The 24,065-nt window shown below is 41.3% G+C and carries 22 protein-coding genes and 1 riboswitch; of the genes, 10 read left to right on the top strand and 12 right to left on the bottom strand.

Annotated elements, in window-relative coordinates; genetic code table 11:
* Nucleotides 1–108 precede the first annotated feature (108 nt).
* A complete protein-coding gene (locus tag ACW6NC_RS04715) occupies nucleotides 109–624 on the bottom strand; it encodes a DUF2892 domain-containing protein (RefSeq protein WP_457863978.1) in 516 nt (171 codons plus the stop codon).
* 153 nt (nucleotides 625–777) lie between these two features.
* On the opposite strand from ACW6NC_RS04715, the gene rpmH reads away from it, so the two are divergent.
* From rpmH to ACW6NC_RS04700, 3 genes are all read left to right on the top strand, one after another.
* Complete coding sequence (gene rpmH, locus ACW6NC_RS04710) at nucleotides 778–936, top strand: 50S ribosomal protein L34 (protein WP_011708966.1); 159 nt, start codon at nucleotides 778–780, stop codon at nucleotides 934–936.
* Nucleotides 937–1,038: 102 nt separating this feature from the next.
* Nucleotides 1,039–3,891 (top strand): carbamoyl-phosphate synthase large subunit, encoded by a 2,853-nt coding sequence (carB, locus tag ACW6NC_RS04705; RefSeq protein WP_457863977.1) that lies wholly within the window; start codon nucleotides 1,039–1,041, stop codon nucleotides 3,889–3,891.
* A gap of 71 nt (nucleotides 3,892–3,962) precedes the next feature.
* A complete protein-coding gene (locus ACW6NC_RS04700; RefSeq protein ID WP_457863976.1) occupies nucleotides 3,963–4,355 on the top strand; it encodes a DUF423 domain-containing protein in 393 nt (130 codons plus the stop codon).
* Here ACW6NC_RS04700 and ACW6NC_RS04695 read toward each other — a convergent pair.
* The 7 genes from ACW6NC_RS04695 to ACW6NC_RS04665 form a co-directional block, all read right to left on the bottom strand.
* Nucleotides 4,350–5,321 carry a bile acid:sodium symporter family protein gene (locus tag ACW6NC_RS04695; protein WP_457863975.1) on the bottom strand — a complete coding sequence of 324 codons (972 nt, stop codon included), beginning with the start codon at nucleotides 5,319–5,321 and terminating at the stop codon, nucleotides 4,350–4,352. The genes ACW6NC_RS04700 and ACW6NC_RS04695 overlap by 6 nt on opposite strands.
* Before the next feature lie 2 nt (nucleotides 5,322–5,323).
* Nucleotides 5,324–5,869, bottom strand: a complete 546-nt coding sequence (locus ACW6NC_RS04690) for an acyl-CoA thioesterase (RefSeq protein ID WP_457863974.1) — start codon at nucleotides 5,867–5,869, stop codon at nucleotides 5,324–5,326.
* Nucleotides 5,859–7,046, bottom strand: a complete 1,188-nt coding sequence (locus ACW6NC_RS04685) for a serine hydrolase domain-containing protein (protein ID WP_457863973.1) — start codon at nucleotides 7,044–7,046, stop codon at nucleotides 5,859–5,861. Before ACW6NC_RS04685 ends, ACW6NC_RS04690 begins: the two co-directional genes overlap by 11 nt.
* A complete protein-coding gene (gene rmuC, locus ACW6NC_RS04680; protein WP_457863972.1) occupies nucleotides 7,018–8,451 on the bottom strand; it encodes a DNA recombination protein RmuC in 1,434 nt (477 codons plus the stop codon). The genes ACW6NC_RS04685 and rmuC overlap by 29 nt, the downstream gene beginning before the upstream one ends.
* Nucleotides 8,452–8,514: 63 nt before the next feature.
* Nucleotides 8,515–9,309 (bottom strand): ABC transporter ATP-binding protein, encoded by a 795-nt coding sequence (locus tag ACW6NC_RS04675; RefSeq protein ID WP_457863971.1) that lies wholly within the window; start codon nucleotides 9,307–9,309, stop codon nucleotides 8,515–8,517.
* A gap of 1 nt (nucleotide 9,310) precedes the next feature.
* Nucleotides 9,311–10,339 (bottom strand): iron chelate uptake ABC transporter family permease subunit, encoded by a 1,029-nt coding sequence (locus ACW6NC_RS04670; RefSeq protein WP_457864081.1) that lies wholly within the window; start codon nucleotides 10,337–10,339, stop codon nucleotides 9,311–9,313.
* On the bottom strand, nucleotides 10,339–11,478 hold the full coding sequence (locus ACW6NC_RS04665) for an ABC transporter substrate-binding protein (protein WP_457863970.1): 1,140 nt from the start codon (nucleotides 11,476–11,478) through the stop codon (nucleotides 10,339–10,341). The genes ACW6NC_RS04670 and ACW6NC_RS04665 overlap by 1 nt, the downstream gene beginning before the upstream one ends.
* Nucleotides 11,479–11,547: 69 nt before the next feature.
* Nucleotides 11,548–11,773: riboswitch (cobalamin riboswitch) on the top strand.
* Between the two features lie 35 nt (nucleotides 11,774–11,808).
* Here ACW6NC_RS04665 and ACW6NC_RS04660 point away from each other — a divergent pair.
* Entirely contained in the window at nucleotides 11,809–13,638 is a 1,830-nt protein-coding gene (locus tag ACW6NC_RS04660; protein ID WP_457863969.1) for a TonB-dependent receptor plug domain-containing protein, read from the top strand.
* 3 nt (nucleotides 13,639–13,641) lie between these two features.
* The gene (locus ACW6NC_RS04655) at nucleotides 13,642–14,718 is read left to right on the top strand and encodes a YncE family protein (protein ID WP_457863968.1); all 1,077 of its coding nucleotides are present in this window, start codon (nucleotides 13,642–13,644) and stop codon (nucleotides 14,716–14,718) included.
* Nucleotides 14,719–14,776: 58 nt separating this feature from the next.
* Here ACW6NC_RS04655 and ACW6NC_RS04650 read toward each other — a convergent pair whose 3' ends face one another.
* Nucleotides 14,777–16,261: a S41 family peptidase gene (locus tag ACW6NC_RS04650; RefSeq protein WP_457863967.1), complete on the bottom strand. Its 1,485-nt coding sequence runs from the start codon at nucleotides 16,259–16,261 to the stop codon at nucleotides 14,777–14,779.
* A 236-nt stretch (nucleotides 16,262–16,497) separates the two neighbouring features.
* Here ACW6NC_RS04650 and ACW6NC_RS04645 point away from each other — a divergent pair, with 236 nt between their 5' ends.
* On the top strand, nucleotides 16,498–16,935 hold the full coding sequence (locus ACW6NC_RS04645; protein ID WP_457863966.1) for a hypothetical protein: 438 nt from the start codon (nucleotides 16,498–16,500) through the stop codon (nucleotides 16,933–16,935).
* A gap of 4 nt (nucleotides 16,936–16,939) precedes the next feature.
* Nucleotides 16,940–17,467, top strand: coding sequence for a DUF4252 domain-containing protein (locus ACW6NC_RS04640; protein ID WP_457863965.1), 528 nt, complete (start codon nucleotides 16,940–16,942; stop codon nucleotides 17,465–17,467).
* 158 nt (nucleotides 17,468–17,625) lie between these two features.
* On the opposite strand, the gene purB is transcribed toward ACW6NC_RS04640, so the two are convergent.
* Together purB and ACW6NC_RS04630 are read right to left on the bottom strand one after the other, a co-directional pair.
* Entirely contained in the window at nucleotides 17,626–18,963 is a 1,338-nt protein-coding gene (gene purB / locus ACW6NC_RS04635) for an adenylosuccinate lyase (protein WP_457863964.1), read from the bottom strand.
* Nucleotides 18,964–19,046: 83 nt separating this feature from the next.
* Nucleotides 19,047–19,730, bottom strand: a complete 684-nt coding sequence (locus ACW6NC_RS04630; RefSeq protein WP_457863963.1) for an SIR2 family NAD-dependent protein deacylase — start codon at nucleotides 19,728–19,730, stop codon at nucleotides 19,047–19,049.
* Between the two features lie 148 nt (nucleotides 19,731–19,878).
* Here ACW6NC_RS04630 and ACW6NC_RS04625 point away from each other — a divergent pair, with 148 nt between their 5' ends.
* The 3 genes from ACW6NC_RS04625 (at nucleotide 19,879) to ACW6NC_RS04615 (ending at nucleotide 23,262) form a co-directional block, all read left to right on the top strand.
* Entirely contained in the window at nucleotides 19,879–21,849 is a 1,971-nt protein-coding gene (locus ACW6NC_RS04625; RefSeq protein ID WP_457863962.1) for a hypothetical protein, read from the top strand.
* A gap of 189 nt (nucleotides 21,850–22,038) precedes the next feature.
* Nucleotides 22,039–22,695: a TrmH family RNA methyltransferase gene (locus ACW6NC_RS04620; protein ID WP_457863961.1), complete on the top strand. Its 657-nt coding sequence runs from the start codon at nucleotides 22,039–22,041 to the stop codon at nucleotides 22,693–22,695.
* A gap of 33 nt (nucleotides 22,696–22,728) precedes the next feature.
* On the top strand, nucleotides 22,729–23,262 hold the full coding sequence (locus tag ACW6NC_RS04615) for an SRPBCC family protein (RefSeq protein ID WP_457863960.1): 534 nt from the start codon (nucleotides 22,729–22,731) through the stop codon (nucleotides 23,260–23,262).
* On the opposite strand, the gene ACW6NC_RS04610 is transcribed toward ACW6NC_RS04615, so the two are convergent.
* On the bottom strand, nucleotides 23,259–24,014 hold the full coding sequence (locus ACW6NC_RS04610) for a carboxypeptidase-like regulatory domain-containing protein (RefSeq protein WP_457863959.1): 756 nt from the start codon (nucleotides 24,012–24,014) through the stop codon (nucleotides 23,259–23,261). The genes ACW6NC_RS04615 and ACW6NC_RS04610 overlap by 4 nt on opposite strands.
* Between the last annotated feature and the right edge of the window lie 51 nt (nucleotides 24,015–24,065).

Below are 24,065 nucleotides of genomic sequence, written 5' to 3'. Positions count from 1 at the left end.
TAATGCAGGGAGAAAATCTATTGAAAATTTATCGGTCAACGGCCCAAATATTAGTTAAAAGTATGGATCCGATAATGCTATGGAAAATTAAGGAGAATTAGCTAAAATTTAGATTTTCTTCATTTGCTGTTTCATCATCTTTATCTGGTCTTTCAGCATCCCGTGTTTATCGAGTTTCTTAGCTTCAGCAAGAAGGTTGGTGGCCTCCCTTTTCCGACGTTTGGTCATGGCAATTCCAGCAAGATTTAATTTTGCCATGGCCAGGTCCTGGTCCATGGAAAGTCCGAGTTTGATCGCTCTTTTAAAGAACTTCTCAGCCTGGGTCATATTGGTTTGAGAAACCATGAGCCCGTGAAGGTACCAATAATAGCCTTGTTGTTTTTGGGTAAGGGCTTTTTCCGGATCCTTAATCTTATCTAACCATTTTTTAGCACCTGGAAAATCCTGTTTTCTCAATCTTAAAAAGGCCAGCAAGATCATTTCGTTTTTGAAATAGAGAAAAACAAAGATGAGGGACAAAAGGATCCACATGATGCCGTTCCCGATATTTCCTTCTATAAATTGCCAGATGGCCAGGGCAAAAACTATCCCCGCTAAAACGATCTTGATATTCTTATTGAACATAAATGCTGTATTTTTGCAGAGCGCAAAGGTAATAAAAACAATTAGAAATTATTTCAAATTAGTATTTGGAGGAGTTAAAAAGCTTTGTATATTTGCACGCAGTTTTTAAGAGACTAAGAAAACGAATTATCAGAAGATTTAAAGATATTTAAAATGAAAAGAACCTTTCAGCCATCCAAGAGAAAAAGAAAAAACAAGCACGGCTTTAGAGAGCGTATGGCAAGTGCTAACGGTAGAAAAGTCCTGGCCAGAAGAAGGGCTAAGGGAAGAAAGAAATTATCTGTATCTTCTGAAAACAGACATAAGCACTAATGAAAATTGGTTTTCAAAATAATAAAGGTGTTACTTTTTTAGTAACGCCTTTTTTTATATCCTGTCACTTCGTTATTTTTATCATCAACACAACTTTATAACATGCCCAAAAAAGAGAATCTAAAAAGTATTTTGATCATAGGTTCAGGTCCCATTGTAATTGGCCAGGCCTGTGAATTTGATTATGCCGGAACCCAGTCACTGCGTTCCCTTAGAGAAGACGGTATTGAAACTATTCTGATCAATTCCAACCCGGCCACTATAATGACTGATCCCTCAATGGCCGATCACGTTTATCTAAAGCCTCTTACCACCAAATCCATCATCGAGGTTCTTAAAAAGCATCCAAATATCGACGCTGTGCTACCCACTATGGGAGGCCAGACGGCCCTAAACCTTTGCATCGAAGCTGATGAAAAGGGAATTTGGGAAGATTTCGAGGTGAAGCTTATCGGGGTTGACATCGACGCGATTAACATCACCGAGGACCGTGAGAAATTTAAACAATTGATGGGAAGGATTAATGTGCCGGTAGCCCCTGCAAAGACGGTAACTTCATTCCTTCAGGGAAAAGAAGTGGCTCAGGAGTTTGGCTTTCCGCTAGTTATTCGGGCCTCCTTTACTTTAGGAGGTAGTGGTGCCGCATTTGTTCACAAGGCAGAAGACTTTGATGAATTGCTTTCAAGGGGTCTTGAGGCCTCTCCCATCCACGAGGTGCTTATCGATAAAGCGCTTCTGGGCTGGAAGGAATATGAGTTGGAACTCTTAAGAGATAAGCACGATAATGTGGTGATTATCTGTTCTATAGAAAACATGGATCCTATGGGAATTCATACAGGAGACTCCATTACCGTAGCTCCTGCGATGACCCTTAGTGATACGGCCTTTCAGAAGATGCGGGACCTGGCCATTAAAATGATGCGTAGTATCGGTGACTTCTCCGGAGGTTGTAATGTGCAGTTTGCAGTGAGTCCTGATGAGAAGGAAGAGGTGTATGCCATAGAGATCAACCCCAGGGTTTCCAGATCCTCTGCGCTGGCTTCCAAGGCTACCGGATATCCAATTGCCAAGGTTGCTACAAAACTGGCTTTAGGCTATACCCTGGATGAACTGGATAACCAGATCACCAAATCTACATCAGCCCTGTTTGAGCCCAGCCTTGATTATGTGATTGTCAAGATACCACGTTGGAACTTCGATAAATTTGAAGGTTCTGACAGAACGCTCGGTCTTCAAATGAAGTCTGTGGGAGAGGTGATGGGAATAGGTCGCTCATTCCAGGAGGCCTTACATAAGGCCACGCAATCCCTTGAGATCAAAAGGAATGGTCTTGGCGCCGATGGAAAGAGCTATACGGACTACGACCAGATTATAGAAAAACTTACTTATCCTAGCTGGGACAGGGTATTTGTGATTTATGATGCCATCCAACTGGGAATCCCGTTAAGCCGCATTCATGAGATCACCAAGATCGATATGTGGTACTTAAAGCAATATGAAGAGCTTTACTCCCTGGAAAAGGAGATTTCGGGTTATGATATCAATTCTCTTCCCAAGGATCTTCTCCTGGAAGCCAAGCAAAAAGGTTTTGCAGATCGCCAGATAGCACATATGCTTGATTGCTGGGAAAGCGAAGTCTATAAAAAACGAGAGGAACTCGGGGTAAAACGAGTGTTTAAACTTGTGGATACCTGTGCGGCAGAGTTTAAGGCAGAAACTCCTTATTATTACTCCACTTTCGAAGCCGAGATTGAAACCCCTGATGGAAAGCGATATGTTTCCAACGAGAGCAAAGTAAGCGACAAAAAGAAGATCGTGGTACTGGGTTCAGGACCCAACAGGATCGGTCAGGGTATAGAATTTGATTATTCTTGCGTGCACGGGGTACTTGCTGCGGCAGAATGCGGATACGAGACCATTATGATTAACTGTAATCCTGAAACGGTATCCACTGACTTTGATATCGCTGATAAACTTTATTTTGAACCGGTTTTCTGGGAGCATATCTATGATATCATTCAGCATGAAAAACCAGAAGGAGTCATCGTGCAGCTGGGAGGACAAACCGCGCTTAAATTGGCCGAAAAGCTGGATCGCTATGGGGTGAAGATTATGGGAACCAGCTTTGAAGCGCTCGACCTGGCCGAGGATCGAGGGAGCTTTTCCAAATTGCTAAAGGATAATGACATTCCCTTCCCGGATTTCGGGGTAGCTGAAACCGCTGAAGAAGCGCTTTCCCTTGCCGATGAGCTTGATTTCCCTATCCTGGTAAGGCCATCCTATGTCCTTGGAGGTCAGGGAATGAAGATTGTGATCAATAAGGATGATCTCGAAACTCACGTGGTGGACCTGCTTAGAAAAATACCGAATAACAAATTGTTGCTGGATCACTACCTGGACGGTGCCATAGAAGCAGAGGCTGATGCCATCTGCGACGGAGAAGATGTCTACATTATCGGAATTATGGAACACATCGAACCCTGTGGAATTCATTCAGGAGATTCAAACGCGCTGCTTCCTCCTTTCAACTTAGGAGATCTTGTGATTCAACAAATTAAAGATCATACCCGTAAGATTGCTTTAGCCTTGAATACCGTTGGTCTTATCAATATTCAGTTCGCGATCAAAGACGATATGGTGTACATCATCGAGGCCAATCCCAGAGCCTCCAGAACGGTTCCCTTTATCGCCAAAGCTTATGGAGAACCCTATGTAAATTATGCTACTAAGGTGATGCTTGGACACAAGAAGATCAAGGACTTTGATTTTAAACCACATCTTGATGGCTATGCCATTAAACAACCGGTTTTTTCTTTTAACAAGTTTCATAATGTAAATAAGCAACTGGGACCAGAAATGAAGAGTACCGGGGAAAGCATTCTTTTTATAGACAGTTTGAAAGATGATGCTTTTTATGATCTCTATTCACGAAGAAAAATGTACCTGAGTAAATAATCTCAGGAGATTTTATAAATTTAACCCATTGCGATCCCTTGGTATGGCAATGGGTTTTTTAATACAAAAAAATGAAGGAATTCGTTCTAATAGTGGGAGGTGTTTTCGGAGCCCTGGCTGTGATCTTTGGGGCATTTGGGGCACATGCATTAAAGCAGCATCTAAGTGATGAGCAACTCAAAAGTTTTGAAACGGGGGTGAAATACCAGATGTACCATGCCTTAATGCTGATATTATGTGGAGTAAGCTTTCCTTTTATAGGAACTTCTCAAATACTAACGGCCTGGTTCTTTATGATTGGAATCTTTCTTTTCTCCTTTAGCATTTATGGCCTCATCCTGAGTTCGGCCTTTGACAAAAAAGCTCGTTTTTTGGGGCCTCTGACTCCTCTTGGTGGTTTGCTTTTAATATTAGGTTGGATATTTTTTACCTTCAATATTGCTCAAATGGCTGCCTTCTTATAGATTTTCAGCTTCAAGCTCAGCAATTCTTCGCTGCCGGTATTTTTCTGCATACCAGGCCACAAGTAAAAGCTGCAGGGAATGATAGAGCATAATGGGCAGTAAAAGTAAACCTGTGCTGGCCGAACTTCCAAAGATGACCTTTACCATAACCGAACCATGAACAAGCGATTTCTTGGTTCCGCAAAACTGGGAGGTGATCTTGTCCGGGGTATTGAAGCCGAGCTTATTACTAAAAAAGCCAAGGCCATAATACACTAAAAAGAATAAACCTATTACCATGGCTGCAAGTTTGATCATCTCTCTGATGGGTATGCTATCGAATACTTCCGATAAAAAGGAGATGCTAAAACTGGAATAAACAATTAAAATGATGGTGGTTTTGTCCAATAAACCCAGTTGTTTATGATATTTCCTGGCAAATTTCCCCCAGAAGCGCTGAAGTAGTAACCCAAGAATCAGGGGCAAGACGATTTGAAGAAATAGCTTAAGAATTATAGCACCAAAATCAAATTCTCCTGATCTTTTGATAAAAAAACTAAGCCAAAGGGGGGTAGCGATTATTCCGATTAATCCTGAAAGACTGGCATTGAAGATTGCCGTTGGCAGATTACCTTTGGCCAGAGAAACCATCACGATAGAAGAGGATACGGTAGAGGGTAATGTGCCCAGGAAGAACAGGGAAATCCAAATATCTGAGGCTGTACCCGAATTAAAAAAAGGTAAAAGACCTAAGGCCAGTAAGGGGAAAACCACAAAGGTGGTTAACTGAATCACAATATGGACCTTATAGTTTAAAAAGCCCATTTTGAACTCGGCTGGAGAAAGTTTCAGGCCATAGAAAAAGAAAATCAGGCCTATTCCGATATCGGTGATGGTCTTCAATGGAAGGATTTCTATTCCACCAGGAAAAAAATAGGCGATGAGAATGGCAATGAAAAGGCTCGCTATGAATCCGTTAAACTTCAAAATTAGTGTTGGATTTTTACGTTGTATTTCTCTACCAGGTGCAGGTATTCTTCTGAATTAAAATCTGTAGCCTGAAACTCTGCATTGTCTTTCTTCTTGATTTCTTTTCTTTTTATACTCTGTGCAAACCTCCTGATATCATCATTGGTTTTAAGGATCAGCCCGGGGACCTTGATAGCATTTCCCTTTTCATCTTTGGCGACCATGGTAATGTGAGAAGAATTACAATGTTTTACAGCACCGGTCTGTATATTTTCAGCTTCAACCCGGATCCCGATCACCATAGAGCTGGTGCCCACATAATTGACAGAGGCCTTCATGGTAACGAGTTCTCCGATTTCAATTGGTTTAAGGAAGTCTACGGTATCCACGCTGGCTGTGACACAATACGCCCCGGAGTGTTTCGAGGCGCAGGCAAAAGCAATCTGGTCCAGCAAAGATAAAATGTAGCCTCCGTGAATTTTCCCGTTGAAATTGGAATGGGAGGGAAGCATAAGTTCTGAGATTCGTACCTGGGATTCCGTTACGGTTTTGTATTTATTCTGCATCACTGAGGCTTTTGTTGACTATTTGCATAAATTCTTCAAGCTTGGAGGGTTCTAACCATCGTGTTACTATAACCATATCTTCAGTCTTATCTACGATAATAAAGTTTCCACCAAAACCGGCTGCATAGAAAATATCCCGGTTAATGGTTTCCCATTGTGGTTCTTCGCTATGGTTAAGCCACCACATATAACCGTAATTTTTATTGGTCGGGGAGGCTTCCATGGCTTCTTCTATGAGGGAGGCCGGAAGTAGTTGTTGTGATTTCCATTTCCCCTGATTTAAAAAGAGGTAACCAAACCTTGCCATATCTTCGGTACTGATAAACATTCCTCCCCCGGAATGTCCCCCTCCGCTTACCGACTGCATTTTTAGGCCATCAATGGTAACCCAGGAATTGTCATATCCATACCACCTCCAGGTTACAGAAGCTTCAATAGGATCCATGATTTCCTTTTTTAAAATCTTGGGAAGCGGCTCACGGAACACCTGGAGAAGGGAGTAGGCCAGTACATTAACCCGAACATCGTTATATTTGAAATGGGTTCCCGGATCATTCAATGTCCTGTTTTTCCACTGGTCGATTCCCCCCTCCCGGGGAGGTCTGTCCGCCCAGTCATGAGAATCCCATAGGCTGCCACTCCAATCGGAATTTTGTTGAAGCAGATGTTTCCAGGTAATCCTGGAATTGTGATCGCCCTCAAAAGTGTTATCCCAGACTAATTCTTTAACAGGTTGATTAACAGAGTCTATGAGTTTTTTATTTAAAGCGATAAGTGCAACAGTTGAAAGGAAGCTTTTGGTTACACTGAAGGTCATATCCACCCGCTGGGTGTCTCCCCATCGGGCAATTAAATAGCCATCTTTAATAATCATTCCTGCAGGTCCTCCACGATCTTTTGTCAGGCCAAGGAGGCGGTGATAGGGTTCGTGTTCAAAACTCTTTAAGATGGCCTGTCGGAGATCTTTTGACCCGCTGTACTCGTTGTTCTGAGCAAATTCCACCACCGGAGAAAGGTCTAAATTGTATGCAGCGGCCGGTTTTTCCTGCCATTTTCCTTTGGGAGGAAAATAAGTGGCTTGGGAAGATGCCTGCTGAAACACCAACAGGTAAAAAATAAGGCTAAAGAGATATCGGTTCCTGATCATATTAATTGAGGTTATGGTTCTGGGTTTCATCGTTTTCCTTTTCCTCCTGTTCCACAAATTTGCTATCGAGCTGTTTGCTTGTTTTAGCCCCCAGGGTCCTTAGGTATTCTACTTTTTTTATAAGATTTCCTTTGCCGGTAAGCTTTTTCATGGCGCCCTCATAAGTATTTTGAACCGTACCGAGTTGCCTGCCAACTTTTTCCATTTCTCTTGTGAGATTTACAAACCCATCATAAAGTGCGCCGGCCTTAGTAGCGATTTCCATGGCATTTTGTTTTTGCTTTTCATTTTGCCACATACTGTCTATGGTCTTTAAAACCGCTAGCAGGGTAGTAGGGGTTACGATAATGATGTTTTTTTCAAAAGCCTCAGTATATAAATTAGGATTCTGATTAGAAGCAATGGCAAAGGCAGCTTCTATAGGGATGAAAAGCAACACGAAATCAGGACTTTCCAACTGGTAAAGGTGGTGATAGTTTTTTGCACTTAATTCTTCGATACGTTTTTTAACCGAGATCAAATGATTTTTCAGATGCGTGGGCCGATGGGTCTCTTCCTCCTCGTTGATGTAGCGCTCGTATGCATTGAGAGACACCTTGGAATCGATGATCATCTTCTTTTCTCCCGGTAAATGAATAATCACATCGGGCATGAGGCGTTTCCCGTTATCGGTGTAAAAATTCTGCTGAACGAAATATTCGCTGTCTTTCTGAAGGCCACTGCGTTCCAGTACACGCTCCAGTACCATTTCACCCCAGTTTCCCTGCATTTTGGTGTCACCTTTGAGGGCTTTGGTTAGGTTTGTGGCCTCTTCACTGATCTTGAGGTTCTGTTCGTTAAGAAACTGAAGTTGCTTGCCAAGCTGAGCGTGACGTTCGATAAAATCGGTACTGTTTTTATCTACTTTTTCTTCAAAAGTTCTGATCTTTTCCTGAAGTGGTTTTAAAATATTCTGGATATTCTCCTGGTTGAGCGAGGTAAATTTCTCTGATTTTTGCTCCAGTATTTTATTGGCAAGGATTTCGAATTCCTTGCTAAAACGCTCCTGGAGTTTTTCTACTTCCGCTTTTTGTTCCTTATTTTTTACCTGAAGATTTTCAAATTCTGAATTTCTCCGGGTTAATTCCGTACTTAAAAAATCTTTTTCGCGACGTATTTCCTCGCGTTCTTTTTCGGTTTTATCCAATTGAAGGTTCCAGGAAGCCTTTAGCTCTGAGATCTCTTCTTTGTTTTCTTTTATAATACTGGCTAATTGAGATTTAAGGTCATCTATTTGAAGTGATAGTTGATTATTTCTTTCCTCGATCCGACTGAGGTTTGCTTTGGATTTTAGCCCTGTCAAAAGTTTTCCCAGGAAAAACCCCAATAGCATTGTGATTCCCGAAATAGTAATAAGTAATAAGGAATTAGTCATTGCGCAGAAAGCTTTTTCCAAAGATACTTATTTGAAAAAAATATCACTTAAAAAGTATAGGGAATACTCCGATGAGGACTGAATTCATGATTTGATCTTGAAGGACGAACTGTTTTGGTCAAAGAAGATAAGGTCAGTAGGGAAAATCCGGGATAACTCCCCCGAGCGGACCAGTTCCCCGGGGCTTCCCAATACGATCTTATCTTTTTGCATCAGTAAAATTTTATCGCATAGCTGCAGGGCAAGGTTAATTTCGTGGGAAGCGAACACTATCGCCTTGTTGGTTTTCCTGGTAAGCTTTTTCAGAAGCTGGAGAATATAGGCCTTATGATATAAGTCCAAATGGGTAGTGGGTTCATCGAGAATTACCAGAGGGGTATCCTGGGCCAGGGCACGGGCAATCAATACTTTTTGCATTTGGCCGTCACTGAGCTCATAGCATTTTTTATCCTGGAGGTTCTCGATATCGACAAGACTAAGCGATTTCTTAATGTGCCTTAGGTCGGTTTTAGTGAGTCTTCCGATCCAATTGGTGTAGGGTTGCCTGCCCAGTGCTACCAATTCAAATACACTTAAGTTCTTGGAAACAGCTTGTCCGGTGAGCACCAGGCTAATAAGGGCAGCCTGATCTAATGGAGTGAGACCTTTTAAGTCTTGTTGGTCAATGAAAATATTCCCTGAAAGACTTTCCTGTACCCCACTGAGACTTCGCAATAACGTGGATTTTCCAATGCCATTTATTCCTATTACCGCTACAAGTTGGCCGGGAAAAATATCGATATTGATATCTTGGGCGATCATGTTTCTATGATTCCTGTTGTGATAGCCAATACTTAGCTTATCAGTCTTTAGGATGCTATTTGGTTTTACCTTTGTCATTTCAGAATAAAAATCGGCGTTTTCGAACCAATAACCAAATGACCACAGGAGCCCCAATTAGGGAAGTAATCGCATTGATAGGAAGGGTGAATTCATTGCCCGGCATCTGAGCTGCAATATCACAGATAAGCATTAAAATGGCTCCGCCAAGAATCACTGCCGGGATTAAAATTCCGTGGTTACTCACCGGGATCACCTGTCGGATCAGATGAGGGACGGCAAGACCCACAAAGGCGATGGGACCAGCGAATGCTGTAATGCTACCGGCCAGGATACTGGTGGCTAGAATGACCAGGAGCCTGTTTCTGTGAATACTCACCCCCAGGCTTTTTGCATATTGTTCCCCCAGGAGCAGACTGTTTAGATTTTTAATGCCCACTACCGAAAGCAGTATGCCAATGGCCCAAAAAAGACCAAGTATTGTCACCTCCTCCCAGGAGAGGTTGCCCAGGCTTCCAAAGGACCAGAATACGTATTGCTGAAGCTGGGAGGCCGGGCTAAAATAGGCCAGTACACTGACTACTGCGGCGGTTAAACTGGCAAACATCAGGCCTATTATGAGGATAGCCATAGTATCCCGAAGTCGCAGGGAGGCCAGCATTACCGCCATTAAAACCAATAAACTTCCAAGGCTTGAGGCGATAACAATACTCCATTTAGAAAGAAGGAAAGCGGCGAAGGCTCCCCCAAATAATCCTGCACCCATAAAAACAATGGCCACCCCAAGACTGGCTCCGCTACTTAAACCGAGCACATAAGGACCGGCCAATGGATTTCTGAAAAGAGTTTGCATCAACAGACCGCTTACGGCAAGGCCTGAACCGGTAATGACTGCTGTGATGGCTTTGGGAAGACGGTACTCTACAATAATATACCTCCAGGATTCTCTGGATACCTCAAGGTTAAATAGGGAAGCGACAATATCCCCGAAGGGAATATTGACCGATCCCAATCCAATATTGAGAAACAAAAGTCCTATTAAAGCCCCTATTAAAAGTGCAAAGGTCCATATGTATTTTTGTTTTATGATCAATCTTTCAGGGCTTTAAAAAACACGCGTTGATAATCTGGAAGCAAATCTGGATGAAAAATGGAAATCAGATCTTTTAAAACCAGGTCGGGACGTTGGGGGCCCAGTTCAAAGTATAAGACCCCACCTGTTTCTCCTTTACCAAGACTAACACTAAATACGTTTTTTTGTTTAACTGCTTTAAATTGCTCATAATGCCTGGACTCGTTGAGAAGTTGGGTGTAAGAGGTAAATTGCCCAGAACTTACCCAGAAATCAGCATTTTGTGATTTTTCCAGAACATTTTCAAAGGAAAGTGCCAGGCTACCGCTGCCCTGGGTTTCTTTATAGAGGTAATTGGCATTGGCATCCTTTATAAAGCGAGCCTGCCAGGAATTCCCATAGGGCATGTACCATTGATCTTTATACATGGAACCACTAATGACATCCGGTTGATTTTTTGAGGTTCCTGCCAGTTTTTTTGCCTGAAGATAATCGGATTCGATCTGATTAAATATCGCTGTGGCCTGGTCAGTTTTATCAAAAAAAGCACCCATGAATTTAATCCATTCAGCTTTTCCTAAGGGTTCTTCTTCCATCCAGTCAGCATTAAAAACTACAGGAATTCCCGTTTTTTGGATATTCTCAAAAGTCCTGTTATTACCATCTATTGCAAAACCGATCACCACATCAGGTTGCAAATCAATAAGGACTTCAGTATTGATGTTTTCATTCTTTCCCAATTCTTTTATCTGGCCAGAATCGATGATTTCTCTTGTCTTTTGAGAAGAAATATAATTAAGGCCTGGAAATCCGGCTAATTTCGACTCAACCTTTAAAGCCTCAAGGGCTGGGATATGGGTTGTGGAAGTAACCACTAACTTTTTAACAGGGATTCTTATTTTTTGATCATACTGTAAATCTTCGGGGATCACAGCCTTTTCCCGGGCCAACAGGTAAGTCAAATCCAATTCCGAATTTGGCCAGGGATCATGAACCTTCACCAGGGAGTAACCATCGAATTGCGCTATGCTGAAGCCCCTGGCATGTTTTATTTCCAATGGGACTCCTTCGGGTTTAGCTACAGAAGATGTGGTCTTTTCTTCGTTTTTACAAGAAAAGAGCAGGAGGAAAGTAAGAAGGTAGACCAGGTATTTCAAGATTACAGATTTGACTTCAAAAGTAAGATTATTTAAAAATTTTAGTGCTTCCCAAACATAAATGTTTATTTTTGAACTTGAAATTTTGGTTTGGCGCCGCGAAACATCGTCGTCGATTAAAAGGGAATCAGGTGATTTGAATCTTCAAAAATTCCTGAGCTGTTCCCGCAACTGTAAGCTTAGTTCCGTATCCGGAATGCCTGTTGTTACACTTCATACCACTGTCACTTTGGGTGATGGGAAGGTAAACAATAAGGACGCGAGCCAGGAGACCTGCCAGAAGCATTACTAATCTAACTCTTAGACTTTCGGGATAAAAGTCGGTGTATAATGAAATTAACTCGTTATTACCTTTTATTTTTAGGATTGCTTATAAAGGCATCTGTATTCTCACAAGCCGAACCTGTCACCCGGTTGGATGAGGTTGTTTTAAGTGACATATCCCTTACAAGAGATTCCGAAGAACGCCGGTTAATTTCACTAAACGATTCTATTTTAAGAGAGAATGAGCCTTCTCTGACTTCAGTTTTACAATTTAACAGTCCTATATTTTTTAGAGAAAATGGCCGGGGAATGGTTTCTTCGGCTTCGTTCCGGGGTACTTCGGCCCAGCAAACTGCAGTGATCTGGAACGGGATCAATATTAATTCTCAATTTACAGGACAAACGGATTTCAACACGATTCCTACTGGAATTATCAGTAATATTTCCATTCGCCCGGGTGGAGGTAGTGTGCTTTATGGAAGCGGTGCCATCGGAGGTAGCATACACTTAAATACCCCTTTTAATTTTGATGGTAAGTTTCATAATATACTAAAACTGGATTATGGAAGTTTCGAAACTTTTTCCGGTACCTATAAAACGGCTATTTCCTCTGATAAGACCAGTTTTCAGTTGCATCTTACGCGGAATACTTCCGCCAATGATTTTGAATATCCCACAGAGAATCAATTCAATGAAAATGGGGATTACCGCAATACCGGGCTGGGGATATCAGCAGCTCATCGCTTAAATAAAGATCACCTGTTGAAATTTCACGGTAATTATTACCGGGGAGAAAGAGGTTTTTCCGGAACGCTCAGTGCCCCATCCAAAGCGAAATTTGAAGATGTAAATAGCCGTAATCTCCTGGAGTGGAATGGATTTTACGGTGAGTTAAGCACTTCATTAAAATTGGCTTACTTAGAAGAGAGCTTTCAGTATTATGAAAACCGCCATAATGAAGAAAATGATTTTGGTAAGGCTAAAACCGGGATTATAAAAACGGATATCACCTACCAGTTTACCCATGATCTGGAAGTAACTGGCATTGTGGAATACCAGCATATTACCGGGGAGGGAACCCAAACCGGAAGTAGACGCCGTGATATGGGAAGTCTTGCGGTTCTTTTAAAACATCAGCTTGGGAAATTCAGTTATCAGCTCAGTGCCAGAAAAGAAGCCACGGACATTTATCAATCCCCTTTATTATTTGCTGCTAACGGGCTTTACAGCTTTTCTGAAAATTATGAATTAAGACTAGGAATTTCAAAGAATTTCAGAATACCCACGTTCAATGACCTGTACTGGCATGCTGGAGGAAATTCAGATTTGAAACCAGAAACTTCCCGCCAGCTTGAATTGGGTCAGAAATTCAGTCTGAATAAGCTGGAGTTTGATCTTGCCGGGTATCTTATCGATAGCAGAAATCTCTTAAGGTGGATCCCCACAAACGATGGTATATGGCGGCCTGAAAATACCGGGGAAGTGAGAAATTATGGCCTGGAAGCAGGCTTAGAATGGAAAAAGACCCTGGGCAGGCACAACCTGGATTTCAAAGCATCTTATGCCTGGACCCAGAGCCGAGATCAATCGACCCAGAAACAGCTTATCTATGTGCCTGATCATAAGGTCACCGCTTCGGTAGGGTACCGTTATAAGCGCTATGGACTATTTTATCAGTTCCTGTATAATGATAGCATTTTTACTTCTTCGGATAATAATTACGCTTTAAGCGATTACAAAGTTTCCAACCTGGGATTGTCCAGAGAATTTGGAAACAAAGATTTTTTGAAGCTTGGATTCCAGGTTCGTAACCTCTTTGATGAACAATATATGAGTATGCCTGGGAGGCCTATGCCAGGAAGATATTTCAATACCTCAATCACCTTTAAATTATAATTTATGAAAATCAGATTTTATTTAGCCGTTATTCTTAGTGCTGTTTTACTTTCCTCTTGCGAGGATGATAATGATATCAATGAAATTCCCAAAGAGGAACCTGGAATTTATACCGAAGGCATATTTATTTTAAATGAAGGGAATTTTGGTTCGGGAAATAGTTCGGTATCCTTTGTTGAACCAGACCTTGCACAAATTCAGCACTACATTTATGCAGAGGAAAACCAGGGGAAGGATCTCGGAGACACAGGTCAGAGTATAGGATTTTATGAGGATTATGCCTTTATCGTAATGAATGTTTCAGGAAAGATAGAAGTAGTTGACCGGCATACTTTTAAATATGTGGGCACCATAGATACCGGCCTTGATAATCCGAGATATATTGATTTTTCCAACAAAAGTGCTTTTGTCACTAACTGGGGAGACGGCACAGACCCCGATGATGACTTTGTTGCGGTATATGACCTGGAAACCCTTGAGGTAGAGGAAATAATCCCGGTAGAAGAAGGTCCGGAAAAGATTTTGGCCGTCGGTAATAAAGTATATGTGGCTCATAAAGGAGGCTTTGGTTTTAACGATCAAGTTTCTGTACTGGATCCTCTTACCAATGGCCTGGAGGAGACTATCGAAGTAGGTGAGGTGCCGGACTCCATGGTAAGTGATGGAAGCAGTCTGTGGGTGCTTTCTTCAGGTTTACCATCCTATGCGGAATCCGAAACTGCTGGCAAGATTACCAAAATAGCTCTGGATTCGCACAGCATTGTTCAGGAAATCGAATTTAAAGATTTGCAGCATCCTGCTAATCTTAACCTGGACAATCAAAAGCTGTATTATACCATTGATGATGCGGTCTATGTAATGGGACAAGGCGATCAGGAGGTAGCAGATACGGCTTTAAAGCAGTTTAACCAGGCAGGAGTACTGTATGGTTTTCAGGTTGCATCGGATAAAATTTTTGCGGCATTTGCTAATGCTGATTTTACCGGGGATGGTAAACTTTTAATTCTTGACCAGGCAGGAAACCAAATCAGTGAATTGCAGGCGGCCATTAATCCCAACGGTATTTATATTCTGGATTAAAAAATAAAACCCCGGATAAAAGTGTTATCCGGGGCTTGTTTCATTTTATTTAAAAAAATTAAAAGTCATTTCTTTTGAGAAGATCCGTTGGTAATTCATCGGTGTACATTCTTTGAAAGTCAGGTGCCTGGGATCCGGTTTCATCCAATACCTCCAGGACTGGTGCTTTGGATATATAAGAAGCTTTTCGAACCCCCCGGATATCATCAAGTGCTGCAGCCAGTAAGGGCTCAGACGGATCTCCAAGTGGCTTATATTGGTTTAGGTATTCAATAACCTCAATATCGGGTACTAAACCATCAACATAATCGGTAGTACCCAAAGCATTAGCTGATTTATAGACCAGGGGTTGTACGGCATACTTATGATCAGGATTAGCATTCTGTTTACTGAAGTTATCAGAATCATATAAAGTTACCGAAGCCTGGAACTTTCCTACGGTGCTTTCTCCAACATGTACTACATCGATCCAGGCATCCAACCCATTGATGGTAAGTTCACTTGCCGAAGCACTTGATCTGCCTGCGATAATGTAGACTTTTTCAAGGTTAAGGCTGTTTATCAGATCACCGTTGCGTATTTCATTATTGAATCTATCTACTAGGTTATCAGGAGAATTTTCCTCAAAATATTCCTGGTAAGTTGGATTCCATTGTTGTTTGGAGAAGATTTCTCCTTCATACTGTCCGGTAATCATGCTTCCAAGATCTACAGCGGATTCTACGCTTCCTCCTCCGTTATAGCGAAGATCCAGTACTAATTCCTCTATACCCTCTGATTTAAAATTAGCGAAAGCGGCATTGAGCTCATCATCAAAATTGGCGGTAAAACTGTTATACATCAAATACCCCACTTTTTTTCCATCTACATCAAGGGTTTTGGTAATGTATACCGGGTTAGCAGTATACTCGGCCTTAGAGAGGTCATAGGTTTCCTCCCGATCAATTACATCCATATTCTCATCGAATTCCGCCTGGTGAAGGGTGAAGCTTTCCGGACTTACCAGCGCCCCATAATTTGAAGTAGTCATCACCTGTCCATCAACTTTATTGAATATCATCCCTCTTTTGATCCCCGCATCTGCAGCTGAAGTGTTAGGTTGTACATACCTGACATACAGCAAGACCTTTGAATTATCATTAGGGTGGTATGAAAAACCATAATTCATGCCCGTAGTAGTGCTAGTACCTGCAAACCTGTTCTCAAGAGCAATATAATCATCGGTCATGAAACTAAACTTATCCTTTACCCCGTATTCATAGACAAGGCCATCATAAAAAAGATCCTCGGGAGTATCGTAATCATCGAGAAAATCATTTAATTCCGTCTGTGTAGAAAAGTAGTTATCAGCAAGTTTAGGTACAAAGGCTTTATAGAGGTAAATGTTGTTCATTCCTTTATAAATAAAATCTTCTATTTCCAGGTTCCTTTCCGGGCCGGGTTTACCCACTTCATCATCAATGACATCATCTTCATCCTTGGAACAGGAGATTAATAGGGTGGATGAAAGAAGAAAAAGAAATAGCAATTTGTAAATTTTCATATATGTTAAGTTTTTGTGAAAGGGCTAAAATTACCTACAAAATCGTAAATTCAAAATTAATTATAACAATTTTTTAGTCAATTAGACGTAGTACATGTAGTTAGCTTTACATGAATTTTAAATCTTTTATTAATTCCTGAATTTCGGATTAAGCGGTATCTAAAAAGATACAAGCTTTATACCAATTTTTTAATTGCGTAAGAAAAGCCTGAATTAACGGACTAAAACATTTAATTATGAAGCCAGATGAGATTGAACGACTGCTTAAAAAGTTTGCTCAGGGAAATATTTCTTTTTCCGAAGAAGAAAAGCTTAGAAATTATTTTTCTCAAAGTAGAATTCCCTCAAATTTGATGCATTATAAGGAAGAATTCCTAAATATGGAAAAGAATGAAGGGAAAGCAAAGGCTAGGCCTTCAGGAAAAAAGTTTTATGTTTGGGGTGGTGCGGCGATAATCATCGTAGCAATGGGTATCTTTTTGCTGCAGCCACGAAATTTAAGCAGCAGTACTGAAAATGCAGAAAGCAGCATTCAGGAGAAAGAAATGGCGCTTAAAAAAACCCGGGAAACGCTTCGGATGGTTTCACAACTAATGAATGAAGGAAAAAAAGATCTGGTATATCTCAAGGAATTCAACAAAACCAGAGAACGAATTATTAAACACGAAAATTAAGAGAATGAGGAAAATAACCATACTTTTTATCATAGGCATGCTACCATTGCTTAATCACGGGCAGAGCTTCAAGAAATATGAAGATATGAAGGAGGTAGATGAGATGATCATGACCAGTAAAATGTTCAAAATGCTGGCTAAGGTCGATTTCAGTGAAGATGATAAGGAGGCACAACAATATATAAGGCTTATTGAAAACCTTGATGAGATAAGGATGTTTACATCCTCAGATAGCAAGGTGCGATCCGAAATGGCCCGGGATGTAGATGCTTATTTAAAAGGTGGCAACCTTGAGCAGCTCATGCGAGTTAAAGAAGATGGAAAGAATATTGAGTTTTATTCAAAACCAGGAAAAAACGAGAATGTCGTAAGTGAACTCTTTATGTTCCTCGAAGGGCACGAAGAGGGCAAGCCAATTTCCGTAATTCTTAGTATAACAGGTGATATTGATCTCTCTCAACTCTCCAGGTTAACCAAGGACCTAAAGGTGCCGGGTGCCGATGAATTAAATAATCTGGATAAGAAGTTTTAAAAAATAATTTTGGTCCCCCGGGACTTTTCCCTGGCCACGACCATAGGCATTGATAAGGTGTTCAGGCTTAAATTGGGTAAGAGAGCATTACCCAGTTCTAAATATTATAAAATGATAATATCCCGCCGGATTTGATATGAACCGACGGGATCATTAATTTATATCCCGGTGTAATTCTGAGGGGTGATCGCCTTGAGTTCCTGTTTGATTTTATTGGAAACCTCGAGACTGTCAATAAATTTTGCGATACTTTCGTTATTTATACGCTCATTGGTTCGGGTAAGTCCCTTTAAAGCTTCATAAGGATTTTTGTATCCTTCCCTTCTTAAAATGGTTTGGATGGCTTCTGCAACCACAGCCCAGTTGGCCTCAAGATCGGCATTGAGCTTTTCCTTGTTGAGCAACAACTTACCTAAGCCCTTTAAGGTCGATTTAAAACCAATGAGGGTATGACCCATGGGCACTCCAATATTACGAAGCACCGTGCTATCGGTAAGATCACGTTGTAAACGACTTATCGGCAGTTTTGCGGAAAGGTGTTCAAAAACCGCATTGGCTATCCCGAGGTTGCCTTCGCTGTTTTCAAAATCTATAGGATTAACTTTATGGGGCATGGCAGAAGAACCGATTTCCCCTTCTTTGATCCTTTGTTTGAAATAATCCATAGAGATATAAGTCCATATATCCCTGTCCATATCAATGATGATGTTATTGATGCGCTTTAGCCCGTCAAAAAGGGCAGCCATATGGTCGTAATGTTCTATCTGAGTAGTTGGGAAGGAATGATGCAGCCCCAGTACCTCCTCAACGAAATTGGACCCGAATTCTCTCCAGTCAATATCAGGATAGGCGATCTTATGGGCATTGTAATTACCTGTAGCTCCTCCAAATTTGGCAGCATGAGGGGTATTAATAAGGTATTTGAGTTGTTCATCCAGCCTAACTAAAAATACTTCTATTTCTTTTCCTAGACGGGTGGGAGAAGCTGGTTGACCATGAGTTCTGGCAAGTAATGGCACATCGGCCCACTGATGAGCAAGTTCCCGCAATTTATCCCTTATTTCATCCAAAACAGGCAGGTATTCTTCCTTTAAAGCATCTTTAAGGCTTAAGGGAACTGCGGTATTGTTGATGTCCTGAGAGGTCAGACCAAAATGGATGAACTCCTTGAATTCCTGGAGTTCAAGATTATCGAATTTTTCCTTCAGGAAATATTCCACGGCCTTTACATCGTGGTTGGTTGTTTTTTCTATTTCTTTTATCCCTTGTGCATCGATGGTGGTGAATTTATCGTAAATATCGCGCAATTGCGAATATTTTTTCCTGGGGAAAGCACTGAGTTGAGGTAGTGGCAGCTCGCAAAGGGCTATGAAGTATTCTACTTCAACCTTTACGCGGTATTTAATTAAGGCTTCTTCACTAAAATAAACTGAAAGACCTTTAGTCTTATCATGGTATCTGCCGTCTATTGGCGAGATGGCGGTTAAAGGAGTCATTAAGTTGGCTTGTTTTAATTATAATCTCCAAATATAATGCTTCCATATTATCTTTAAAACTGCCGGGTGATTTCTTTTTCAAGCTATGCTGATCCTATAAGCTTATCAACCAGTTGAGGGACGCCAGTGGAAGCAGGCTCGGAAATAACTTGCAGGTGTTGACCAGGTCTTACATTGGGTGAGGGGTCAATGAAATATACCGGGATGTTGGATGGTGCATATTCCATGAGACTCGCGGCGGGGTAAACCTGCATTGAGGTGCCAATGATCACCAGGATATCAGCTTTTGAGGTGATTTCAATGGCTTTTTCAAATAATGGGACGGCCTCTCCAAACCAAACCACATGAGGTCTAAGCTGATAGTTGTATTCACAGAAATCCCCGATCTTGATATCCCTCTTCCAATCCATGACAAGGTCCGGGTTAAAGGTGCTTCTGGCCTTTAAAAGCTCACCGTGTAGATGTGTGACCTTTGTACTTCCTGCACGTTCATGCAAATCATCTATATTCTGGGTAATAATTTCTACCTGGTAATATTTCTCCAGTTTAGCTAATGCATAATGTGCTGGATTGGGGTTAACCTTAAGAAGCTGCCGGCGCCGTTTATTATAAAATTTCAGCACCAATTCCTGATCTCGGGCCCAGCCTTGGGGAGAAGCAACTTCCATGATATCGTGATTTTCCCATAGACCATCGACATCTCTAAATGTGCTTATTCCGCTTTCGGCACTCACCCCCGCTCCGGTAAGAATGACTATTTTTTTCATATTAACATAGTTTGTGATCCAATTTCATAAACCTTAACATCCGTTAAATCCCTACTGCTCGTAGGTATAAATAGATTTGATCAAGGTAAAAGGCCATCTATTGCTTTATACCAGCACTAAATTTATTAATAACTAAAATTTTAAACTTATGAAAAAATTCTTACTTGGTGTCTTTATGGCACTTCCATTTATGATTATGAGCTGCAGTAGCGACGATGATGCTGTAGACCCTGATGGAGATGAATTCCAGGGGGAAACCAAATCCTTTGAACTTTATGCTGTGTCTGATCCTTCAATTTCCGGCACAGCTACTTTTATGGAAAATGAGGACCAGAGTACCACTGTGGAAATCGAGTTGGAAGGAACGCCGGACGGGGGTACGCATCCGGCACATATTCATTTTAATACCGCAGCGGAAGGTGGGGATATTGCTGTTTCCTTTGAGCCAGTGGAGGGTTCCACAGGGATGAGTACGACCACTTTTTCAACCCTGGATGATGGAACCAGTATCACCTATGAGGAAGCCATTAATTTTGATGGATATATCAATGTGCATTTAAGTACTGAGGATCTTGGTACCTTGGTCGCGCAAGGTGATATTGGTGAGAATGAACTAACCGGAGAATCCAGTAATTATACTCTCGAGCAAAGAGCTGTCGAGGGAATCTCTGGCCAATTAAAATTTGAAGAACGAGTTAATGGAGAGGCCTTAGCAACCATTATGCTTGATGGTACTCCGGAAGAGGGACAGCATCCTGCTCACATTCATATGGGCTCCTTTGCAGAAGCTCCGGGTGATATTGCCTTTACTTTTAATCCCGTAAACGGAGCCACTGGAATGAGTAAAACTAATGTTGCTGTCTTGGATGATGGTACGGAATTTAAGTACAATGATGTGATCGGTTACGATGGTTATGTAAATGTACATTTGAGTGCGGATGATCTCGGAACTATCGTTGCTCAAAATGATATTGGGAGCAATGCTCTGACAGGAGAAAGCAAATCATACCAACTCGATGAAAGAGCAATAGCCGGAATTAGTGGAACCATAACCTTTGAAGAACGTATGAGTGGGGCAGCCCTGGCAACAATCAGCCTGGATGGTACCCCAGAAGACGGGATGCACCCGGCACACATTCATATGGGCTCCTTTGCCGAAGGTCCCGGGGACATCGCTTTCACTTTTAATCCTGTAAAGGGTGATTCTGGAAAAAGCCTGACCCAGGTAGAAAAGTTAAATGATGGTACTGAATTCGGTTTTGAACAGGTTCTTAATTATGATGCTTATGTGAATGTCCACCTAAGTGCCGATGATCTTGCGACATTAGTAGCTCAGGGGGATATTGGTGAAAATGAATTGACCGGAGAAAGCAAAACCTATGAATTAGGCGAGAAGGATGTTAACGGGATTAGTGGTTCGGTAACATTTGAAGAAAGGAAGAGCGGGGAAGCCCTGGCAAGAATTGAGCTGGACGGAACACCAAATGGAGGTATGCACCCGGCACATATTCACATGGGAACTGCAGCTGAAGGCCCTGGTGATATAGCCTTTACTTTTAACCCTGTAAATGGAGATTCAGGGATGAGCCTAACGCATGTAGCCAGCCTGGATGATGATACGGAATTTGGGTATGAAGAGGTCCTAAGTTATGATGGTTATATAAACGTTCATTTAAGTGCAGAGCAACTGGAGGTATTGGTGGCTCAGGGAGATATCGGAGAAAATGAACTAACCGGAGCCTCTGCAACTTACGATCTCCTTGGAGTTGATGTTGATGGCATTATGGGATCGGCTATGTTTGAGGAACGTGTTAATGGAGAAACTTTGGTAACCATTATGCTTGACGGTACTCCTGTTGGTGGAGTGCACCCGGCCCACATTCACGTAGGATCTGTTTCAGATGCCCCCGGGGATATCGCGATCTCTTTGAATGCTGTAAATGGCGATTCGGGAATGAGTCAGACCAATGTTTCTGCTTTCGATACTGCTGAAGGCCAGGAGCAGGAAATGATCGATTACAATGAACTCCTGGAATATAATGGTTATTTGAATGTGCACCTGAGTGCAGATAATTTAGGGACACTGGTGGCCCAGGGAGATATCGGTACTAACTCCTAGAAATCTTGAGTATCACTTTAATCAGTAGGACCCGGCCTGGACATGGTTTCGGGTCTTGCTTTTTTTTATATTAAGCTAAGAAATTGAAGGACAGTACAACAGGAAATTTGATTATTGCTCAGGAAGATATTATAAATATTCTTGTACAAAATCATTTAGCATCTGGCTGGGGTTTTTTAATTTTAGCCTATGGAAAAACAGACTCTTCTGAGCTACCTTCAAACTTACCTTAGTCCAAGACGCCTAGAATTATTCACCAATGTGCTCTCCAGGCGTACTAATTATTTCACCGTAGTAATGCAGGATGTACATCAGTTGCATAATACAAGTGCTGTTATACGGAGTTGTGATGTTTTTGGGGTGCAGAATTTACATGTGATTGAAGAACGTCAGGCAAGAAGAATTGATAAGGAAATAGCCATGGGGGCGCAGAAATGGGTAGATGTAAAGCGGTATAACTCTACCAGGGAATGTCTCCAAGAATTAAAGGCCCAAGGTTATCAAATTGTGGCAACTACTCCGCATGGTGATGCAAAAGAGCTAGAGAATTTTGAAATTTCAAGACCTTCAGCAGTTTTTTTTGGAACTGAAAAAGACGGCCTTTCACAAGAGGCCCTTGAGGAGGCTGATATCAGATTGAAAATTCCAATGCAAGGATTTACCGAAAGTCTGAATATTTCAGTTTCAGCAGCCATAATTCTTCAATCTTTAACCAGTCGTCTTCGGCAGAGTGATTTGCCCTGGCAACTTACTGCTGAAGAAAAACTTGACATTGAACTCAATTGGACTAAAAAGTGTATAAAAAAATCAGAACTACTGATAAGGCAGTATAATGCATCTCGATAATTTTGCTATTTTTAGCATATCAAGCCCCAAATTATGACCCTCTTCTTTTATCTTGTTATTGCGATTATCACTTTTTTCGCTTTTTTACATGCTTATGCAAAAAAGTCATATGATCTAAGTCGGACTATGGTCATCAATGCTTCAAAAGAGGAAATTTTCAATTACGTTAGTCAATTAAAAAAGCAACCAAGTTGGGTGCCTTGGTTCAAGAGGGATCCTTATGCCGTATTGAAATTTAAAGGAAAAGATGGAATAGAAGGCGCCGGGCTTTATTGGAGAGGCAATAAAAAAGTGGGGGAAGGGACCCAAAAGATCATTAAACTTAAACCACCGGCCATTATGGAAACGCGACTGCTTTTTGTTCGACCCATAAAGCTTAATTCTTTAACCTATATTGGTCTTAAAGAGCTGGAACCAAAGAAATCGAAGATAGTATGGGGGGTGCGCGGTCTTTTTCCCTTTCCCCTTAGTATCATTTCAATTTTTTATAGCGTTGATAAATTGCTTGGAGATGACCTGGAAAAAGGTTTAATAAATCTGAAAGCTATTATGGAAAGCAGGAATTAATTACGCTGAAGTACTTTAAATTCTTCATAACAACCGCTTATGGCATCCAGAATCTGTAGATCATTGGCTGTGCGCATAAAATCCTTGGAATAATTACAACGGCCCAGGATCTCGTCGATTTCCACCTTATTGATTTGAAGGAGTGCCATTAGGGTTTCCCGATCAAATTTATTTCTTAGCAAATTTCTAATCTCATCATCTTCTTTCATTTTCCTTAGCTTTCGCATTTGTTTCGGTCTTTTCCCAAAAATATTATTGACAAGGTCTGCCGGATTAAAAAGAGAACCTATCACTTTAGATACAGCTCCAGGAGAATTTGTTCCGGCTTCGTAAGCGGTATTTAATCCCGAAATACTGTAGCGTTGGTTTTCGTATATAGGAATATTTTTAGCGTCTATTTCAAGGTAACCGGTCAGGGTTACCGAGCTAACCACTACTTCTTCCAGGGCAATTCCCAGTTCGGTCATCTTTACTTTAACATTCCCGTATTTCATCCAGTCGTTGGTCACACGGACTTTTATGGATTTAAACCCGAGGTAGGTAAAATACAGGGTATCATTAACCCGTGCAGGCAACTCAAACTTACCGTTCTGGTCGCTTACTGCACCTTTAACCTGATTGAGATTTACAATGTGAACACGTTCAATGGGTTTATCATTCGCAGCATTCATAACTGTTCCTGAAACCACGTCCTGTGCCGTGGCAGATAACCCAATAAACAGGAATAAAAAAAGGAAAAAACTATACTTCATAATAATTGGCGCCTAAAATATAAAATACAATAAAAAATAATGCCAGTTTTT

This window comes from Salegentibacter profundi, assembly GCF_054121475.1.
This window is presented reverse-complemented; position numbering and strand designations above follow the sequence as displayed.

Coding starts and splice junctions, on each gene's coding strand:
- ACW6NC_RS04640 (WP_457863965.1), top strand. CDS start 16,940: ATGAGGAAAATAACCATACTTTTTATCATAGGCATGCTACCATTGCTT.
- rpmH (WP_011708966.1), top strand. CDS start 778: ATGAAAAGAACCTTTCAGCCATCCAAGAGAAAAAGAAAAAACAAGCAC.
- ACW6NC_RS04685 (WP_457863973.1), bottom strand. CDS start 7,046: ATGAAACCCAGAACCATAACCTCAATTAATATGATCAGGAACCGATAT.
- ACW6NC_RS04620 (WP_457863961.1), top strand. CDS start 22,039: ATGGAAAAACAGACTCTTCTGAGCTACCTTCAAACTTACCTTAGTCCA.
- ACW6NC_RS04650 (WP_457863967.1), bottom strand. CDS start 16,261: ATGAAAATTTACAAATTGCTATTTCTTTTTCTTCTTTCATCCACCCTA.
- ACW6NC_RS04700 (WP_457863976.1), top strand. CDS start 3,963: ATGAAGGAATTCGTTCTAATAGTGGGAGGTGTTTTCGGAGCCCTGGCT.
- ACW6NC_RS04615 (WP_457863960.1), top strand. CDS start 22,729: ATGACCCTCTTCTTTTATCTTGTTATTGCGATTATCACTTTTTTCGCT.
- ACW6NC_RS04675 (WP_457863971.1), bottom strand. CDS start 9,309: ATGACAAAGGTAAAACCAAATAGCATCCTAAAGACTGATAAGCTAAGT.
- ACW6NC_RS04660 (WP_457863969.1), top strand. CDS start 11,809: ATGAAATTAACTCGTTATTACCTTTTATTTTTAGGATTGCTTATAAAG.
- purB (WP_457863964.1), bottom strand. CDS start 18,963: ATGACTCCTTTAACCGCCATCTCGCCAATAGACGGCAGATACCATGAT.
- ACW6NC_RS04645 (WP_457863966.1), top strand. CDS start 16,498: ATGAAGCCAGATGAGATTGAACGACTGCTTAAAAAGTTTGCTCAGGGA.
- ACW6NC_RS04610 (WP_457863959.1), bottom strand. CDS start 24,014: ATGAAGTATAGTTTTTTCCTTTTTTTATTCCTGTTTATTGGGTTATCT.
- ACW6NC_RS04625 (WP_457863962.1), top strand. CDS start 19,879: ATGAAAAAATTCTTACTTGGTGTCTTTATGGCACTTCCATTTATGATT.
- ACW6NC_RS04630 (WP_457863963.1), bottom strand. CDS start 19,730: ATGAAAAAAATAGTCATTCTTACCGGAGCGGGGGTGAGTGCCGAAAGC.
- carB (WP_457863977.1), top strand. CDS start 1,039: ATGCCCAAAAAAGAGAATCTAAAAAGTATTTTGATCATAGGTTCAGGT.
- ACW6NC_RS04715 (WP_457863978.1), bottom strand. CDS start 624: ATGTTCAATAAGAATATCAAGATCGTTTTAGCGGGGATAGTTTTTGCC.
- ACW6NC_RS04690 (WP_457863974.1), bottom strand. CDS start 5,869: ATGCAGAATAAATACAAAACCGTAACGGAATCCCAGGTACGAATCTCA.
- ACW6NC_RS04655 (WP_457863968.1), top strand. CDS start 13,642: ATGAAAATCAGATTTTATTTAGCCGTTATTCTTAGTGCTGTTTTACTT.